At 35.7% G+C, this 19,170-nt stretch carries 17 protein-coding genes; 15 read left to right on the top strand and 2 right to left on the bottom strand.

What is annotated here, in order from left to right; genetic code table 11:
- From ACXR6G_RS10860 to ACXR6G_RS10880, 5 genes are all read left to right on the top strand, one after another.
- Positions 1 to 286: ATP-dependent helicase C-terminal domain-containing protein (locus tag ACXR6G_RS10860; RefSeq protein WP_458361453.1), on the top strand; the 286-nt coding region annotated here is incomplete at its 5' end.
- A gap of 470 nt (positions 287 to 756) precedes the next feature.
- Positions 757 to 2,019 (top strand): ATP-binding protein, encoded by a 1,263-nt coding sequence (locus ACXR6G_RS10865; RefSeq protein ID WP_458361454.1) that lies wholly within the window; start codon positions 757 to 759, stop codon positions 2,017 to 2,019.
- Between the two features lie 164 nt (positions 2,020 to 2,183).
- Positions 2,184 to 4,427: a DUF3656 domain-containing U32 family peptidase gene (locus ACXR6G_RS10870; protein WP_458361455.1), complete on the top strand. Its 2,244-nt coding sequence runs from the start codon at positions 2,184 to 2,186 to the stop codon at positions 4,425 to 4,427.
- 132 nt (positions 4,428 to 4,559) lie between these two features.
- Positions 4,560 to 5,906: a MutS-related protein gene (locus tag ACXR6G_RS10875; RefSeq protein ID WP_458361456.1), complete on the top strand. Its 1,347-nt coding sequence runs from the start codon at positions 4,560 to 4,562 to the stop codon at positions 5,904 to 5,906.
- A 173-nt stretch (positions 5,907 to 6,079) separates the two neighbouring features.
- A complete protein-coding gene (locus ACXR6G_RS10880; protein ID WP_458361457.1) occupies positions 6,080 to 7,291 on the top strand; it encodes an NAD(P)/FAD-dependent oxidoreductase in 1,212 nt (403 codons plus the stop codon).
- 51 nt (positions 7,292 to 7,342) lie between these two features.
- On the opposite strand, the gene ACXR6G_RS10885 is transcribed toward ACXR6G_RS10880, so the two are convergent.
- Entirely contained in the window at positions 7,343 to 8,041 is a 699-nt protein-coding gene (locus ACXR6G_RS10885) for a Crp/Fnr family transcriptional regulator (protein WP_458361458.1), read from the bottom strand.
- A gap of 153 nt (positions 8,042 to 8,194) precedes the next feature.
- Here ACXR6G_RS10885 and ACXR6G_RS10890 point away from each other — a divergent pair, with 153 nt between their 5' ends.
- From ACXR6G_RS10890 to ACXR6G_RS10900, 3 genes are all read left to right on the top strand, one after another.
- The gene (locus ACXR6G_RS10890) at positions 8,195 to 8,659 is read left to right on the top strand and encodes an OsmC family protein (RefSeq protein ID WP_458361459.1); all 465 of its coding nucleotides are present in this window, start codon (positions 8,195 to 8,197) and stop codon (positions 8,657 to 8,659) included.
- Between the two features lie 226 nt (positions 8,660 to 8,885).
- A complete protein-coding gene (locus ACXR6G_RS10895) occupies positions 8,886 to 9,986 on the top strand; it encodes a methyltransferase (protein WP_458361460.1) in 1,101 nt (366 codons plus the stop codon).
- A 110-nt stretch (positions 9,987 to 10,096) separates the two neighbouring features.
- The gene (locus ACXR6G_RS10900) at positions 10,097 to 10,957 is read left to right on the top strand and encodes a YkgJ family cysteine cluster protein (RefSeq protein ID WP_458361461.1); all 861 of its coding nucleotides are present in this window, start codon (positions 10,097 to 10,099) and stop codon (positions 10,955 to 10,957) included.
- 175 nt (positions 10,958 to 11,132) lie between these two features.
- Here the strand turns inward: ACXR6G_RS10900 and ACXR6G_RS10905 are convergent, their stop codons facing one another.
- Positions 11,133 to 11,864, bottom strand: a complete 732-nt coding sequence (locus ACXR6G_RS10905) for a hypothetical protein (RefSeq protein WP_458361462.1) — start codon at positions 11,862 to 11,864, stop codon at positions 11,133 to 11,135.
- Positions 11,865 to 12,037: 173 nt separating this feature from the next.
- Between ACXR6G_RS10905 and ACXR6G_RS10910 the strand changes: the two genes are divergently transcribed.
- The 7 genes from ACXR6G_RS10910 to ACXR6G_RS10940 all read left to right on the top strand — a co-directional run bounded on the left by ACXR6G_RS10910 (position 12,038) and on the right by ACXR6G_RS10940 (position 19,146).
- Entirely contained in the window at positions 12,038 to 12,925 is an 888-nt protein-coding gene (locus tag ACXR6G_RS10910) for a LysR substrate-binding domain-containing protein (protein ID WP_458361463.1), read from the top strand.
- A gap of 76 nt (positions 12,926 to 13,001) precedes the next feature.
- The gene (locus tag ACXR6G_RS10915) at positions 13,002 to 13,931 is read left to right on the top strand and encodes a YeiH family protein (RefSeq protein ID WP_458361464.1); all 930 of its coding nucleotides are present in this window, start codon (positions 13,002 to 13,004) and stop codon (positions 13,929 to 13,931) included.
- A gap of 5 nt (positions 13,932 to 13,936) precedes the next feature.
- Positions 13,937 to 14,653 carry a sulfite exporter TauE/SafE family protein gene (locus ACXR6G_RS10920; RefSeq protein WP_458361700.1) on the top strand — a complete coding sequence of 239 codons (717 nt, stop codon included), beginning with the start codon at positions 13,937 to 13,939 and terminating at the stop codon, positions 14,651 to 14,653.
- Between the two features lie 70 nt (positions 14,654 to 14,723).
- Positions 14,724 to 15,377: an HD domain-containing protein gene (locus tag ACXR6G_RS10925; RefSeq protein WP_458361465.1), complete on the top strand. Its 654-nt coding sequence runs from the start codon at positions 14,724 to 14,726 to the stop codon at positions 15,375 to 15,377.
- Between the two features lie 38 nt (positions 15,378 to 15,415).
- A complete protein-coding gene (locus ACXR6G_RS10930) occupies positions 15,416 to 15,949 on the top strand; it encodes a GNAT family N-acetyltransferase (protein ID WP_458361466.1) in 534 nt (177 codons plus the stop codon).
- An 83-nt stretch (positions 15,950 to 16,032) separates the two neighbouring features.
- Positions 16,033 to 16,560, top strand: a complete 528-nt coding sequence (locus ACXR6G_RS10935; RefSeq protein ID WP_458361467.1) for a CIA30 family protein — start codon at positions 16,033 to 16,035, stop codon at positions 16,558 to 16,560.
- Positions 16,561 to 16,752: 192 nt separating this feature from the next.
- The gene (locus ACXR6G_RS10940) at positions 16,753 to 19,146 is read left to right on the top strand and encodes an ABC transporter substrate binding protein (protein ID WP_458361468.1); all 2,394 of its coding nucleotides are present in this window, start codon (positions 16,753 to 16,755) and stop codon (positions 19,144 to 19,146) included.
- The last annotated feature ends 24 nt before the right edge of the window (positions 19,147 to 19,170 follow it).

Here is a 19,170-nt window from a genome sequence, read left to right on the forward strand (position 1 = left end):
ATTGCAATATCAAGCCAATGGTGATGCGCCTATATTGGCTGTACGCATTCAAGAAGTTTTTGGCTTACTTGAAAACCCCACTGTCAATCAAGGAAGACTTTCAGTACTTATGCATCTCTTATCTCCCGCATCGCGTCCTATTCAAATCACCTCCGATCTACCTAATTTCTGGAGAAATACCTATTTCGAAGTCCGTAAGGAATTGCGAATTCGTTATTCAAAACACTACTGGCCTGAAGATCCCAAAGAAGCAGAAGCTATCAGAGGTGTTAAACGAAAACGATAAGAGCTTATTTATCCATTTGTGAATTATTTCAATTGATTCTATATAAGGTGCACTTTTTACAAGATTTTAATGTTTCTATTCAATTAAATCTAAATAATCAGAAATATATATTGAAGAAATCTTCATGGAATAGAAGACTGGAAATGAAGATTGTAATTTTTTGAATAACAAACGATTTTGCATGTAAGTATTTGTGAATGCATGGGTTATATGAATTTTGTATTGCATCTGGAGTTAATGAATTTTCCTTATTGAAAATTAACGATTTCGTATGTTGTATTTAGACTAGTTTTTGAATTGTAAATATTAATATTTAGTGTTTCCTGTTTAAAAATTTGACAAACTCCTTTGAATGAGGCAGTAGAAAAGGGAATCACTTGCTATTGCTACTCTTAAATTGTATATTTATTAATCAAGATTCGATAAAATAATTTTATTCAGATCTTCTTATTCTCTAAGTGCTAGATCTTATGGCAACTCAATCAAAATCTAATGAACATGCATTTGATATATTGGCTCAGGCTGATATCGATCAATCCGTGATAGATTCGATCGAGGAAAGACATATGAAAATTGAAGAAGCCCTCGAACAGGAACGTCAATTGTATCTTGATTTGGCCAACTCACAACCTACTGGAGTCTATAGAATACGTATACATAATTCTTCTAGGTGTGATGAAGATAAATGGCGAAGCTCCAATGAAGTACCATTTGAAGTGGAGTTTGCTAATATTCGTTTTTGTGAAATTCTAAATATAGAATTAGAAGTATTTCAGAAAAATCCGGCTATTATCAAAGAACTAATTTGTGAATCGGATAAGGAAAGTTTTATTCAAAAAAATATAGAATCTGACAGGGATCTCACACCTTTTATATGGGAAGGTAGATTATTTGTTAGAAATATAATTATTTGGGGGCATTTTGAATCTACACCAAGACTTTTACCCAACGGTGATGTAATTTGGACAGGTGTCTTTTTTGATATCAGCAGGCGTAAAAAGGAGGAGCAAGAAATTCGGGCTAAGAATGAGGAATTACAATTAGCCAATGCAGAGAAGAATAAATTTTTCTCAATAATAGCACACGACTTAAAAAGTCCCTTTAATGCCATAGTCGGGTTTACTAAAATGCTAATTGATGAAATAAAGCTTAAGAATACCGATGGCATAGAGAAATATGCTGAGATTGTTTTGGAATCGTCTAATACTGCTCTTGGTTTATTGACCAATCTAATGGATTGGGCAAGGTCCCAAACAGGACGCTTGACATATATGCCAGAGTTATTTGATATGCATAAATTGATTGAAGAAACTGTGCATGTCTTTTTACATGTGGCAAAAGGAAAAAAGATAGATATTCGTATTGATATTGATAGCCAATTACTGGTTTGTGCAGATATTTCAATGATCTCAACGGTACTAAGAAATCTCATTTCCAATGCCATTAAGTTTACACATGCAGGTGGACAAATAATCATTCGGGCAGAACAACTTACTCATCATCTTAAAGTGATTGTAAGCGATACTGGAGTTGGTTTGTCAGAATCGGCTATCGATAAGATTTTTAGAATCGATGAAAAGTATTCTACTTCAGGTACGCAAGATGAACAAGGAACTGGCCTAGGCTTAATTCTTTGTAAAGATTTTGTGGAGAAGCATGACGGTCATATTTGGGCCGAAAGTTTAAAGGGGGTAGGTTCTAACTTCATTTTCACACTCAAGAATAATAAATAGTCTTTATCATTTTAAAAAAAAATCTTAGCCATGTCAATATTGATGTGGCTTTGTTGTGATTGATTTAAGTGAAAACAGATTAATTGCCTTACTTTTGACAGCTAATAGTCAAGAGAGGGTAACTTTTGTTTGTAATCCTTTATTTTGATTTATATATTTTGATTGTGGAGAGAAAAATAGAATTACTAGCGCCAGGGGGAGATATTGAAGCCATAAAAGCAGCGATACTTGCTGGAGCGAATGCGATATATTGTGGCTTGGATAAGTTCAATGCCCGAAACCGAGCTGCTAACATCAGCTTCGACGATTTACAGGGGATTTTAAGATTGGCACATCAGCACGATTGTGAGATTTTCATCACCCTTAATATCATCATCTTAGAGAGCGAAATGCCTGCTCTAATCAATCTCTTGAATAAATTAGCGAATACTAACATAGATGGCGTTATTGTTCAAGACTTGGGCATGCTTTATCTTCTGAATAAATATTACAAGAGCTTCGATGTTCATGCGTCAACCCAGATGACCACTCATAATAGAGGACACATTAAATTTCTTTCTCAGTTTGGGGTCTCCCGTGTTAATTTATCTAGAGAATTAAATATTCATGAGATAAAGGAACTGAGTTCTGTAGGGCGTGAAAATCAGATCTTGACCGAGGTATTTGTGCATGGTTCTAATTGCATTTCTTTTTCAGGCCTTTGTTATATCAGCTCGGTAATTGGAGGTAATTCGGGGAATCGAGGTCGTTGCAGTCAGCCTTGTAGAGATAAGTATGTGCGAACTGCAGAAGGAAAAGATTACCCACTTAACTTGAAAGATAATTCGGCCTATTTTGATATCAAAGAATTGTATGAAGCTGGTGTTTATTCCTTAAAGATTGAAGGCCGAATAAAGAAAGCCGATTACGTTTATGCAGTTGTGAATAGTTGGAAAAAGAATATTCAATCTTTATTCAATAAACATAAAGGTGGAACTGATAATAGTGCCTTGTATAAGGTCTTTAATCGGGATTTCTCCAATACATTCTTAAAAGGGGATATCAACAAAGGAATGTTTATCGACAACCCTAGAGATAATACCATTAAACATCTTTCAGAAAAGAAAAACTATGCCTCGGCACAAGAATTAGAGGTGGCTCACTTGGCTTTGTATCAGGAAAAAGATGATCTCAAGAGCTTTATTAAAAAGAACATAAAAGAATTAGATGCAAGCAAGGCATACTTGCGTATTTCTTTGTCGGGAGAATGTGATCAGCCATTAAAGTTATCAGCAAACACGCCTGAAGGTTCTTTCGATTTGTTGTCGGAGGTTCCTCTTCTGAGAAAGGGTAGTGAGGTTTTGAATAAGGAAATGGTATTGAAGCGCTTTAAGGCTATAAACGAAACGGCTTACTATATTGAAGAACTCGATATGGATCATTTAGGAGCTGATTTATTTATCCCATATAAGGAACTGACTTCTCTTAAAAAGCGTTTGCTATTCATCTTGAATGGTTCAAAAGAAAGCATGGATCCGATTACACTTCCAAGTCTAGAAAAATCGGAAGCAATTATAGAACGAGCCAAACTTTCCATCTTGATTTCTTCAAAGGATGATCTCTCACTTTGTGATGAGGATACAGAGCTTATTTATTTTCAATTACCCAATAGCTTTCAGAATAGACTAGCTGAATATCTTGATCTTTTTAGAGAGAATAAAAAGTTGATCCCTTGGTTTCCTTCGGTTATTATAGGTGAGGATTACAATACGGCAATTGAATTCTTAAGCGAATTGAAACCTCATGAAATTATTAGTAATAATACGGGGATTGCCTACGAAGCCTGTCAAAGAGGAATCGATTGGATAGCGGGACCAGAGCTTAATTTGACCAATTCGTATAGCCTTTTGTGTTTGAAAGAGCAATTGAATTGTAAGGGGGCTTTTTTATCTAATGAGCTAAATAAAAATCAGCTTAAACAGATTAAGTGTCCTGATAATTTCGAATTATATTACAGCATATACCATCCGCTTGTGTTGATGACGAGCAGACAATGTTTGTTCCATCAGGTAACGGGTTGTGAGAAAAACCGTGTTGATGCCACCTGTATTCAGAATTGCAATAAAATATCGTCTATCATGAATTTAAAAGAGGATACCTTTCTTATTGAGAAGAGCAAAGGGAATTATCACCATGTTTATAACGAACACAATTTCCTGAATACGGCTATTATTAAAGATTTACCCAACAAGTTCTCAAGCTATTCTATCGATTTAAGTGATATTAAATCAGGAAAAGATGCAAAGCTTGATAAATCGAAATTGATTCACTTGTTTAAATCTGTTTTAGATGGTGAAGCTGATTCAGAAGAGGGATTACGAGAATCCATCGTTTCAAGCACCTGCGGACAGTACAGAAAAGGAATTTAGCTTATAGAGTTTATTGCATTTTATAACATTTTTTAAGTTTATTAGATCAAGTGTTTTATCTACTTTAGATACGTCTTGGTGCGTGAAACATTCAGAACAAATCACGACATAATTCTTGAAAAAAATATTGAAATGAATTTCGGAACGGATAAACAAACCAAGCAAGATTTAAATCTATTTTCAAAGCAAAAGGGCGATCTCTCTGTGTTTGATTATTATAATCGAACAAAAACAAAAGGGGGTTGTCTTGCGTTAGAAACGCTGATGGAAAGTCCATCCTGCGATTTGAATGAAATAAATCAGCGAATTGAGACGATTCGATTTATCAGTGAACATCAAGTCAAATATGAATTTGATAAGGATGCTTTGGATTTTATAGAGCATTACCTGAATCAAAATACAGATATTCTTCGTAGTAATGTGATTGATTCTTCGCTCTCCTGGCTTAAGAATAAAATACAGCCCACCAATGAGTACTATATCATTACAAGGGGACTTGAATACCTGAAGGGATATATTCAAGATCTTTCCTTTTTGGTAAATGGTTTTAATCAGACTGAAGTACCTGTGTTTTTTATAAACTTAATTCAGATCGTTCGAGAGTTTGAAGCCTTGCCAAGTATTAAAAAGATTCTCAATCCGAAACATGTGAAATTCTCATCCCTCGAATTGAGTCACCTCGATAATTTGATAAGAAGCAATGAAAAGGAACGGGTACTTGAGCTTTTGAGGCTTACTTATCAGCTTGATGCCTATATGTCGCTTGCTGAAACGGCAGCGGATAAGAATCTGGCATTCCCTGAATTCAGCGAATCAGATACACCCTATCTGAATATAAAAGGTTTCTATCATCCTTTTTTGGAAGCGCCTATTGCCAATGATATAGAAACGGATAGTCATCAAAACTTGTGTTTTGTTTCAGGTGCCAATATGGCTGGGAAGTCGACCTTTCTAAAGTCGATCGGCTTGTGCCTGTATTTGGCGCATATCGGATTCCCTGTACCGGCCAAATCAATGAACAGTTCCATATTTAAAGGATTGTATTCCACCATTAATATTTCTGATGACATAGAGAAAGGCCATAGTCATTATTATAGTGAGGTGAAACGGGTGAAGGAAGTCGCTTTGCAGATAAAGGACAAAAAGAATGTTTTTGTCATATTTGATGAACTGTTTAGGGGTACTAATGTGAAGGATGCCTACGATGCAACTCTGTTGGTGACCAGTGGTTTTGTGAAAATAAAAAGCTCCCTGTTTTTTATATCGACGCATATTGTTGAGGTCGGTCATGAACTGGAAAAGTTGGAGGGAACCTGTTTCAAGTGTTTTAGCTCTTGCCTTGAAGAGGGAAAGCCTAAATATGATTATAAATTAGAAGAGGGCATTTCTTCGGAACGACTAGGCTTAACCATCGTTGAGAACGAGAACATTATGGAGATTATTGAAGAGATTGTTGCGGACTCAGCCGTAAAGGTATAAGTTAATTACCGCGTGGATTTTCTCTATTTATGGGTTTTGGGAAAGTGATCCGTTTTTTCTGTGTAATTTTGCCAGCAATTCTCCTGTCAATACGAATGGGGAAGTAATTATTGAACCAAGCAGCGCCAGTTTCAGAATAGAGTAAGTGGCATCTGAATAAATATAAAATACACATGCGAATAGGAATAATAGGAGGGGGAGCTGCAGGTTTCTTTTCAGCTATAGCTGCTAAGGAGAACTATCCAGAAGCTAAAGTGGTGATCATCGAAAAATCAAGACAACTCTTATCGAAGGTTAGAATATCGGGTGGTGGAAGATGCAACCTGACCAATTCTTGTGATCCTAAAGATCTTTATCAGGCTTATCCTAGAGGAGGACGAAGTTTGAAAAAAGCTTTTAACCTTTTTAATAATAAGGCTTGTGTTGAATGGTTCGAGACTCGTGGTGTTCCTTTAGTTACGCAAGATGACAATTGTATTTTTCCTGTCTCTCAGGATTCTCAGAGTATTATCGATTGTTTTTTGAAGGAATGTAAGCGCTTAGGTATTGAGATCCAAAAAGGATTGGGTGTTAAATCAATCACGCCAGTAGATGAGCAATTCGAATTAGATTTTGATACGGATAATGTGTTGTCGGGGATTTTTGATAAGCTAATTGTAACAACTGGTGGTTCACCTAAAAGAAAAGGTCTGGAATGGTTGGAGATCTTAGGTCATAAGATAGAAAGTCCGGTTCCTTCATTATTCACTTTCAACATGCCAAATGAAGCAGTAATCAAACTAATGGGTATCGTTGTTGAGAATGCTTTGGTATCGCTTCCTGGAACAAAACTAAAATCAGAAGGACCTCTTTTGATTACACATTGGGGAATGAGTGGGCCTGCAATATTGAAGCTGTCGGCTTTTGGAGCACGTGTTTTGAGTGAGAAAAATTATGATTTTAAAATCTTGGTTAATTGGGTTAATCAGAGTTCAAATGATGCGGTTGTTGCCGATTTAAATAAGATTATTTTAGAGAATACCAATAAGATATTAGCGAATTACAGACCTTATGCTTTATCTGATAGGTTGTGGCAATACCTATTGGAGAAAGGCGATTTATCACCACAAAAACGTTGGGGTGAGCTTGGGAAAAAAGGCATTAATAAGTTACTGAATATGCTGACTAACGATGAATATGCTGTAAAAGGCAAGACAACTTTTAGAGACGAGTTTGTAACTTGTGGAGGTGTAAGTCTTAAGAATATTGATATGTCGAGCATGCAATCTAAAAAAGTGAAGAACTTGTATTTTGCAGGAGAAGTTTTAGATATTGATGCCATTACAGGAGGCTATAATTTACAGGCTGCCTGGTCAACAGGATTCCTGGCAGGACAGCTGAGGTAAACTAGCATGTACAAAATCATAATTCTGAATTCATAAATCTTAATTTACTATTTAGCCATTTTTAATGATAAGCTCAAGACTTTCGGGTTTGATAATTGTGATGGATTTATCATTAAGTTGAATAATGCCATCCTTATGCAATTTTGCTAAGGTATGTATGGTGCTTTCCTTAGAACAACCAGCCAACGAGGCAAGTCCTACACGGGTAACTGGTAAAGTGAAACTATTGCTCTTGTAAATCTCTTCAAATTCCTTTAGAATAATAGCCACAGATCCTTCTACATTCTTACCAGCTAATCGACTTGTACGGTGCATAATATCATTTGTGAGCGATGACATATGGCGCATGAGTTTAAGGGCAAATTCTCCATTTTCTTTAATCAAGCTTAAAAAAATATCCATATTGATCATTCGTATTGTGGTATCTTCTAATGCGATTGCTGAGAAGTCCAGACTTTTGCAGGCAAAACTGCAGATGATACCTACAAATGAATCATCACTCAATAGTTTTAATGTAGAAAGCTTCGAATCGTTTGTGACATCAAGCTTGGCTAGCCCCTTTTCGAGATATAGGATATGTGAGGCCACAAAACCTTGTTTAATGATGGTTTCTCCTTTATTAAACTGGAGTGGGGTGGTGGATCTTTCCACCAAGTCTTTTTGGTCTGGTGTAAGAGAATCAAAACAGTCTTTTGCGCTAATCAATTGATGATCGGAATAATAGCCGTTGGTTTGATATTCGAAATTCATTTATGGAATTTATCTGTTTATAAAAAGCCTCAATATTTGGTGTTAAATTGCATCAAATATAGTGAATCTATGCTTCTATAGATTGTTTTATTGTTGATTAAGATAACACATTTTTGTTGGGTAATTTATTCAAAACAATTAAACCAATATAAAATGTCAGATTTAAAATTTAGAGTAAAAGCATATAGCGAGAATCCAACAAAGACAATTGTAAAAGCAAGAGGTTTTGAGATCATTATTGATGAACCAGCTGATTTGGGTGGAACGGACGAAGGAGCAAATCCTGTTGAATATATCCTTGCTGCATTTTGTGGATGTATCAATGTTATGGCTCACGTCGTTGCTAAAGAGATGAACATTGAACTTCGTTCAGTTAAGATTAAAATGGCTGGTGAACTTAATCCTAATCGCCTATTCGGAACTTCATTTGATGATAGAGCCGGTTATAAGGGTATTGAGGTTTCAATTGAGCCTGATTGTGACGCTTCTCCTGAGGTTTTAGCTAAGTGGTTAGATGCAATTGAAGATAGATGTCCAGTTTCAGATAATTTAAGGAATATCACACCAGTGAATTTAAAACTGAAAAAGAAAAAGCAGGTAGAAGAGGCTATGGCTTAGTCAACTTAGAAATAAATAAGCTTAGAATTTAGATGCATAGCTGTCACTCAATGAGTGGCAGCTTTTTTATTGTATGTTGATCAGGGAATTCTAAATCGAATGTGAAAGTGAATCTTAGCAATAAATAGATTAGTTTTGTATCAAATTTGAACCAGAACTGCGATTAGACTTTACTTAAAGAGCTTTTAGCCTGATTAAGGAACTATTGCATAATACCATAAAATATATGTCAGAGAAAGCATTACCTGTTGAATTTTCAATATCGAATAAATCCATAGAAATAGATCGACCAGAACCAATAATGGATGTGGATGTTTTGGCCTACAAACGTCGAATGGATCCTATGGATGCAGTAGATGCTTTAATTGAGGGAGAATATGTTTTAATTGTAGATTACTTTAGCAGTGGACTGACGGTTTTAAATGCATTGAAAGAACGCCTCACAAAGGAATATTCTGATCAATCTTTCCAGGGGCAACGTGATTATCGTTCCAAGTTTCGAGAACTCTCACATCGTCTGTTATTGTTGGTTAGCAATAACAAACTAGCGGTTAGAAAATCACCGGAAATTGGTTGGCTTAAAAGCTTGTATCCTGACATGCCAGAGTTTTTATTGCCCTTTCCTCAAGTGCAAGGTTTGAATAGCTCATGGCAATGGCACGAAAAAGGACTTTTTATTCCTGTTTTAGGCCGCAAGATTCGTCCCTTTTTTGGAACTTACTTTCCAACACGTTTCGAACATCTAATTCTTTTCGATAGTTGGATGAAACGATACGAAGGTGAAAAGAAATCGGCTATCGATATCGGAATTGGAAGCGGTGTGTTGTCTTTGCAAATGTTGAAACATGGTTTTAAAAAAGTGCTTGGGACAGATTCAAACCCCAATGCAATTGTAGGTATTCACGAGGAACTGAAGAGATCGAGACTCGATTCGAAAGTGGAATTGATTCATGGTGATTTGTTTGCAGATTCTAATGAAGAAAGTGAACTGATTGTTTTCAACCCACCTTGGTTGCCAGCCTCTCATAATTTGGAAGGAATTGATCAGGCGATTTATTACGATAAGGATTTATTCCCACGTTTCTTTGCCGAATCGTTTAAGCATCTTAAACCGGGTGGACAGATTGCTTTATTGTTCTCTAACTTGGGTGAAATAACAGGAGTAGGTGAAGAGCACCCAATTAAAAAAGAACTGGCTGATGGAGGCCGTTTTAAAGAGGAATTATTTATTTACAAAGCGGTGAAGGCAGCTTCAACCAAAACACAACGAGATCAGAAGTGGCGCAATAAGGAAAAAGTAGAACTATGGATTCTGAAAAAGATCTAGTTTGACTTCCATATTCTGTTGCAAGGCAAGACAGTCAAAATCGTTATGCGTTGACTATATACAAGCCGCTTACTTATAATAAGCGGCTTATCAAAAATCAAGTAACAATAATGCAAACCAACAAACTTAGTACTCAAAATATATTGCCACTCACTTGTTCACGAACTGGTAATTGCTGTCACGGGAAACATATTTATCTTAACCCATGGGAGTTGCTTAATCTTGCCAAGGAGAAAAAAAAGACTGCAGAAGAATTCCGTGATCTTTATTGCGATTTCGGAGGAATTCGATTGAAGTTTGATGGAAAAGTAGGGTGGAAGGGGCAACAAGCTTGCTCTCAATATGTCGATAATTTTGGATGTTCAGTCCATTTGGGGCGTCCATTAGCTTGTCGCTTATATCCATTAGGTCGTCAAATACAAAGCGAAGAAGTTCACTATATGTACCAAGGAGATGAATTTCCTTGTTTGGAGCCATGCCATGAGGTTGTAGAATTGCCTCAACTTAGTGTAGGTGAATACCTAAAAGGGCAGATGACAGAAAAGTTCGAAAAGGCTCAAGATGGGTATTTAGAACTGATGCAGAATTTAGCCGATATTGCCTTTGAATTATTGCTAGATACTGGTTTGTCTGAATCTGGTGATAAGGAAACATTGCCACTGTGGAGGGAAATGGGCAACGAGCTTCCAGAAGTATTAGCAGAGAGGATAGGACATGAGTGGGGAGATTGTTTGATGATTCCAGAAATTTCTGATGATGATTCTATGACATTTGTTCAAAAACATAATGATTTGCTCCTATCAAAAGCACAAGAGAAGTTTGGAGCCTTACAAACAAATCAGGAATTACATGAAGCCTCTGTTTTAATAATGGGAGTCGCATTACATCTTGCTCGTGGTTTAGGTGCAAATCCAAAAGATCTTGCTGAGCTTTGGATAGATACTGCAAAGAGTCATGGAGCTCAGGAATAATATGACCTATTATCGGAATTAGATGATTAGAAAAAATAAAGAAACCACAGATTAAACAGATGAACACAAATTTAATTTGTGCTAATTTGAGAAATTTGTGGTTAAATATATTCCATCTAATTCCCAAGATGATTCTGAAATTAGATTGGTGTGTGGGTTAATCAGCAGGGGATTTCTAAACTTGTGCTTTACGGGTTCGTTTTTTTAGTTTAAAAAGACGATCGGCATAGTAGGCCTTTAGTTCCTCAGCAAATAGCATGGGATTTTCATAATCTTTAAGCACCCTGTAGGTTTGTCTGTTTTTTGCTCGGATTAATTGCTGTTCGAGTGCTTCTTTTTCTTGTTTCAAATAGCCATCTTCAATTGATGATCCCGAATGAACTCTGTGTGTATCTTCGGTTTCTAATAGGGCATTCCCAGAAAAAACATGAGCATGAAAGAGCTGTAGTTCTCTTAAATTCCCCGTTTTATAAATTTCTATCAATTTACTCGTGACTTCGGTCGCAATATCAATCTTATTCTCTTCCATCGAGAATTTATCGGGATGTACGTGTAGCATGGCTTCTCTGTAAAGGCGTTTTAGTTCTTTGTTTTCTTCCTTTGACTTAGTCGAAGGTTCATTTTGTTTAGAAACAAGTTTAATGCCTTTAGGTTCTTTATAGTTTTTGCCTTTTTTTTTCTGTTCCAGACGTTTTTGCTTCTTTGCTTTCTGTATCTGTCTATACAGATCGCTAAGCTCTTGTTCCTCGATAATCATATCGATGAGGATGGCGCGTAAGCTTGCCTCAAAAACAGAAGTTTCTTGTTCAATGGCATTTAACTCATCATTTAAAGCCAGAATTTGAGCTTTAAGCGAGAGCTGTTCTTGTATGGGATTCTTAGTGTAGGGAAGATTCTGTTTAGACATAAATAGCAATTAAAAGCATACAAAGTTGCAGAATATTAATTGAGAAATGAATAGTAATAGGGTTTTATGGAAGAATAAACCTTTTTGTTTAATGCATTGTTTAGATAGCTCAAAGAGATTTCATAAGTTTGAGAGAGATTAGTGTTTAGCTAAAATGAATAAGTAGAGGGCATATGGATTATAGAGATGAAGTTTTTTTATTGGTAGCTGAAAATTTAAGTTTCTCCAGGGCAGCAGAGGATTTATTTATCAGTCAGCCTGCTGTAACCAAACATATCAAGGAATTGGAATCGAGGTTGAATATTGCTTTGTTTGAAAGGAAAGGAAATAAAATTTACTTAACCAAGGCTGGAAAACTGACTTATAGCTATCTTAAGAAGATAAAGCAGGAATACCGGGAGATGGAATACGAACTGGGCAGACTGAATGATACCTTTAAAGGGACTTTGCGAATAGGTGCAAGTTCAACAATTTCACAATATCTGATTCCTAAAGTTATTGCAGCTTTTCACAAGCGCTACCCGAAGATTGAACTTTACCTGCTCAATGGAAATTCATTTGATATGGAACAAAAACTGATTGATGAAGAGATCGATTTAGCCTTGGTTGAAAATGAATCATCACAGTCAAATATTAAGTATATGGACTTCCTAGACGATGAGATTATTGTTGTGACGGGGAGTAATAGTGTTTATTCAAAAAAGAAATCAATATCCGTTGCAGATTTCCAAACCCTTCCCATTGTTCTTCGGGAAAAAGGATCGGGAACGCTTGAAGTTATCCAAAAATCCCTTGCAAAGCAGGATATACATATCGATAAGCTTAATATTTTTATTCATTTAGGAAGTACTGAAGCTATCAAGAATTTCTTGTGTGAATTTGATGGAATTGCTCTTGTTTCAGAAAAGGCCATTGAGAAAGAGTTGAGACTAAAAGAAATTACAAAGCTTAACCTGAAGAATATTAGTCTGACCAGGAAATTCAGAATCGCTCTTTTGCAGGGCCATGAAGTTTCATCTACAAAACTATTTATAGAATTTCTGTCTGCGTATAACTTTTAGTTATAGCTTATAATAATTTGCTATTTGCTTTGGTTATGGATTGCGTGTAGGTTTGTCACAAATAAAATTGACAAATATGACACTCAATCAGAAACACATTAATTTGATTTATGGCGCAATGCTTTTTCTCTGCTTTATGCCATTTATCTCTCCTGCCATAGCATTACTCTTTGGTATTTTACTTTCGTTATTTGGCTTAAAACAAACCAATATTGCAAAGTATACATCTTTTTCTTTGCAAGCGTCAATTGTTTTGATGGGTTTTGGTATGAACTTGGTGCAAGTTATGCACACCTCACGAACAGGTCTAGTCGATACGGCTATTTCAGTTGTATTCGTTATGGTTTGTGGGCTCCTTTTAGGTAAGTTGTTAAAGGTTGATTCTATAATCACTATCTTGATATCTGCAGGAACCGCTATTTGTGGTGGAAGTGCTATTGCAGCTGTAGCTCCAGTAGTAAAGGCCAAAAATGCTCAGATCTCTTTTGCACTGGTTGTGGTTTTTATACTAAACGCTATAGCCTTAATTATATTCCCAATTATTGGACATTATTTTAATTTAAGCCAGGAAACTTTTGGCTATTGGGCAGCTATTGCTATTCACGACACGAGTTCGGTTGTTGGTGCGGGTGCCACTTATGGCGCAAAAGCGCTCGAAATTGCAACAACAGTGAAACTAATACGAGCTTTGTGGATTATTCCACTATCTATCGTGATATTCTTTGTTCAAAAAGAGAAGCCTAATGGTAAAATTAAATTGCCATGGTTTATAGGCCTTTTCATTATCAGTATTCTTATTGCGTATCTATTTCCTAATATGCAAACAACCTTTTCTCATTTAAATTGGTTAGGAAAACGAGGAATGGTAGTCGCTTTATTTCTTATCGGATCTAATATATCAATAGCAGAAGCGAAACAAGCTGGCTTAAGAAGTTTCGTTTTAGGTATAGTGCTCTGGTTACTTATTGGAGTTTCTTCTTTTCTTGTGCTTACATCTAACTTTTAAATATGATGTTTTATTTCTGGATTATTTTGATTGTATCAGTAGCAAGTTTGGTTAAAGGGATTACAGGTTTTGGTTTTGCGTTAATATCGCTGCCTCCTTTAATGATTTGGTATTCACCTAAAGAGTTAATTCCTGTATTAATTCTGTGTAATTTATTTGCTTCATTGGTTATTGTTTTACAAAAGAAGGACAGAAAACTGGTGAACAAACAGTTTCAGTCATTAATAGGTTTTGGAGCCTTATTTACCCTTGTTGGTGTTCTAACACTCAAATATATATCAGAGGACATCTTAATTACAATCATGAGTGTTTTCTTTATTTTATTATCTGTTTTTTCGCTTTTAGGAATCAGATATAGGATTAAATTATCTGATTGGTCATATAGACTAGCAGGTATGTTTCTTGGATTTTTAACAGGAAGCATTTCTATTAGTGGGCCGCCATTAGCTCTTTTTCTTAACTCAGCTAATGTAGATAAACAGGAATTTAGAGAAATATTTTCGTGGTTTAGTATTGTTACTGCATTTATAGCTCTTATCGGATACAGCTTATTGGGGCTATTAACGTTGGAAACTTTTAAAATGACGCTTTTATTTCTGCCCATACTTTATCTGGGTTCATTTATAGGGAAAAGATTAAATCATCGGATCTCACCACTTTTGTTTAAAAATATAAGTGTGTGTATCACCTTACTTTCGAGCTTGTTTTTACTTTTAAAATGAGCCTTGAATATTTGAATATATCATGATATTCTCTTTACATTTATGCTCCATAAATATCAAATATAGAGAGATGAATCAAGACCAAATTATAGATAGAACGGTTGCATTTGTAAAGGAAGTATTAGCTGATGCTGAAGGAGGACATGATTGGTGGCATATTTATCGGGTATGGAAATCTGCCAAGCAAATAACTCAATCTGAAGAAGTGGATTTATTTATTGTTGAGTTAGGTGCTTTGCTTCATGATATTGCCGACTCTAAGTTCCATGATGGTGATGAGTCTGTAGGTCCTCGAAAAGCCAGAGAACTTTTGACTTCACTTCAAGTGACTGAGGAGGTAATCCTTCATGTTGAGAATATTATCTCAAATATCTCTTTCAAAGGTGGTAATCTAGAGCAGGAATTTAAATCTGCAGAGCTTGATGTTATTCAGGATGCTGACCGTTTAGACGCCTTGGGAGCCATCGGTATTGCCAGAACATTTAATTATGGGGGGCATAAGAATAGAGAAATTTATAATCCTGATATCAAACCTAATTTGAATATGACAAAGGAGGAATATAAGAATTCTGATGCACCAACTTTGAATCATTTCTATGAAAAATTACTTCTTTTAAAGGATAGAATGAATACTGAATCGGGAAAGAGAATGGCAGAACAGCGCCATGAATTTATGAAAGGCTATTTGGACCAATTTTATCAGGAATGGGAAGGTGTTTTGTAAAAGTCCAAACTTGTGACTTCATGTTTTTATTATAGATTATGGAGACGATAAGATTAATAGATATTAAACATCTGTGTTTTTCTGAAGCCTGGGTATTATACGAGGATGCTTTCCCTTTGGAGGAGCGACGTTTAATCAATTCTCAGGCTGCAATCATGAATCATCCCAATTATCACTTTGAACTCATATTTCAGATTGATTGTTTTCTGGGTATCTTATTCTGGTGGGGATTTGATGATTTAAGGTATATCGAGCATTTTGCGACATTGCCAGCTCATCGGGGAAAGGGATATGGAAAAGAAATATTGGAGCTGTTTATACAAAGAGATTCGAGGCCTATCGTTTTGGAAGTAGAACTTCCCGAAAATGAGATCGAGCAAAGGCGGATTCAATTTTACGAACGAATCGGTTTTCATTTGACGGATCATTTTTATCAGCAGCCCGTTTATAATGAAGGAGATTTACCTCTACAACTCTTATTGATGTCTTACCCCAAAGGTATTTCAGCTAAAGAACTTACTCACTTTATTAAGGATTATCACCCGATTATATACGGGATTAAGTCGAATTGAGAAAGTTTACCAGTAATTGGAAGTAAGGTCCACGTTTATTGTATGCATATGTTTTTTTGATTTAAAATTGTTAATTTGACAAGATGAAAGTCTTAACTCTTATAATTTGTATCATGATGGTGGATCATTTTATTCTTTTTGATTTTAATAAAGGAAGTGAAATTGATAATTGGAAAGTTGTTAATGATGAGGTTATGGGGGGGCGTTCCGAAGCTCAATTTGGACTTAATTCAGAGGGGCATGGTGTTTTTTCAGGACAGGTTTCATTGGAAAATAATGGCGGTTTTTCTTCTCTGCGATATCGATTTGAGAGTCTGGATGTGATCAAATATAAAAAGGTAGTTCTGAAACTTAAAGGTGATGGTAAAGCCTATCAATTTAGACTTAAGTCAGATTTAACCAACGCTCACTCATATGTGAAATATTTTCAGACATCTGGTGAGTGGGAATCTATTGAGATTGATTTTAAAGACATGCATCCCCAATTTAGAGGGCGTGTATTGGATATGCCTAATTATTCTGGAAAAATGATGACTGAAGTTGCTTTTCTAATTGCCAACAAAAAAGCAGAAGCTTTTAGGCTTGAAATTGATAAGATCAGTTTAAAATGATATTTGTTTTAGTTATTGAAGAACACATAATTTTGAGTGTCAACACCAGAATACATCGTGTTTATATTTAGAACCTCTTAAAATAACCCATTATTAATGGAATTAATTTAAATAATCATCTATTGGAACGGGATTCCACTAGCATAATTCTTACTTTAGGCTTCTTAATTTCCCAATTCTAAAATCTGATTTATGAAGCTGATACACTATATCGCTTTAGGCTGCTTTCTACTTTTATCTCTCCAATCTTATTCTTCAGAACGAAAAAAAGTTCTGGTATTACATTCCTATCATCAAGGTTTGCAGTGGACTGAGAATGTGAATTCAGGCATTCAAAAAGTAATGGATTCATTGGGCAGTGAGTTTGAATTGGATTACGAATATCTGGATACCAAACGGAATCCATCCCTTGAATATCTTGATAAGATAATTGAACTTTACGACCTGAAACTTCAAAAGGAGAATTACGATGCTATTATTGTGTCAGATAATAATGCTTTGTCTTTTGTAAAAGATCATCGAAAAAAATATTTTCAAAATACGCCAATCATCTTTTGTGGGATCAATCATTTTAAAGATGAATTGATAAGGGGCTTGCATAATATTACAGGTATTGCCGAAACTGTCGATTTGGAAGGGACTGTTGATCTGGTCTTAAGAACCAGACCGAACACCAAACATCTTCTCGTTATTAATGACAATAAAACAACAACAGCCAAGTTGAATAAACAGTTGATGCTTGCTCTTGAAACTAAATACAAGGAGAGGCTGAATTTTATTTATTACGAGGATCAAAGTATCGAAGACTTGGTTGATAACATCCAAAAAGTAAAAGGCGATACCTCAATTTTATTGCTGACTTTCAATAAAGATAAGAATGGAAAGTTTATTAGTTTTCAGGACAATTTAGATATTCTGGTTTCTCAAAGCCGTGTTCCTGTTTATATTGCATGGGCATTTTTTATATCCGAAGGCGTGCTTGGTGGTAAAGTCGTGAGTGGGAAACTTCATGGGCAAATGGCTGCCAAAATGGTTCTTAAGGTTATTTCAGGAACACCTGCAGACTCTATCCCTATTTACCGTGAACCACTTGATGAGTATGTGATTAATTATGAAGACCTAAAGCGGTTTAATATAAATAAGACATCTCTACCACCTGAAACTTTTCTGGTTAATGAGCCCCAATCCTTTTATAGTGATAATAAGGAGTGGCTTCATATTGTTTTCGGAATCCTTATAATTGCAACAATTATCATTATTACGCTTTCCAGAGCTATTTTACGAAGAATTAGGGCTGAGAAAGCCTTGTTGAGAGAGCAGGGGCGATTGAAAATATCGGTTATGCATGAACGTTTATTGGGTAAAATTGGACGTTTATTAAATGCTTCGGAAGACTTTAAAAATGTTTTAGACGATGTGTTGAAATTGATGGCGGATGAGATGAATGTTGCACGGGTAAGCCTTTATTCATTTAACGATTCAGCAGATGCGGCTGTGAAAATCAATAGCAGGGTTTTAACCAAGGGGGATCGCATAAAGGATATAGATCGGTTTTATTTTTCTGAAATAGAGAATGCTATAAACCGTGTGAAGATGAACCTCAGTGTTGTTTCCACTGATTTATCAAATTTAAACGAGAAAGAACAAGCGTATTATAGGAAACGAAATATTGAGGCAGTAGTTCTTTTGCCAGTTGTAGTCGAGAATAAAGTCTTGGGATTGATGGGCTTTTCACAAAATGAAGTTCACAAATGGACGCGTGATGAAATAAGTATTTTCTTTTCAACCGTTAACATGATTGCGAATGCTTGGGAGCGTAATGCATTAATGAATGCCAGGCTAGAGGCAGAGCAGAAAAATGTCGAAGCCATGAGAATGTTGGAGGAATCTTCACTACTTGCATCAATAGGGGTTTTGTCTGCAGGTATTACTCATGAAATCAATCAACCTCTAAATGCTATTAAAATTTCTGCTGATAGCGTTCTATATTGGCAGAAGAGAAATCCAGGACAATTGCCTGAAATGTTTGTAAGGAAAATTAATACAATTTCGGAAGAAACGTCGCGTATAGATTCCATCATCAAACATATGAGAACTTTCTATGACAAGCCCAATGTCGTTTTAAATGAGACTATAGATATGGTTGAAGGCGTGAAGCGATCTTTGTCTTTGGTAAAACGTCAGGTTTGCGACCATAGTATTGAGTTAATTAATGAACTGCCTAATGCATCAGTTCAGGTTTGTGCCAATTATGTGCAGTTTGAACAAATTGTTGTCAATTTAATTGTCAATGCAATTCATTCTTTGGATAAGGTGCAGAAGGCTAATAAAAAAATCAAACTTCTTGTTTATCAGGATTCCGCTCATGGTGTTTTGGAAATTCATGACAATGGTTTAGGTATTGAAGATGACATTCGTGAGAAAATATACGATCCTTTATTTACGACTAAAGGATCCGATGAAGGGAGTGGATTAGGTATGGCAATTGTGAAATTGTTTATCGATAGGTTTCAAGGTGAAATATCCGACTATAATAATGAAGATGGGGGCGCTAGTTTTATTTTAAGATTTAAACTACAAGATTGAAAATAATATATTGATGATATGAGC

The sequence above is a fragment of the Ancylomarina sp. YFZ004 genome, from assembly GCF_054254355.1.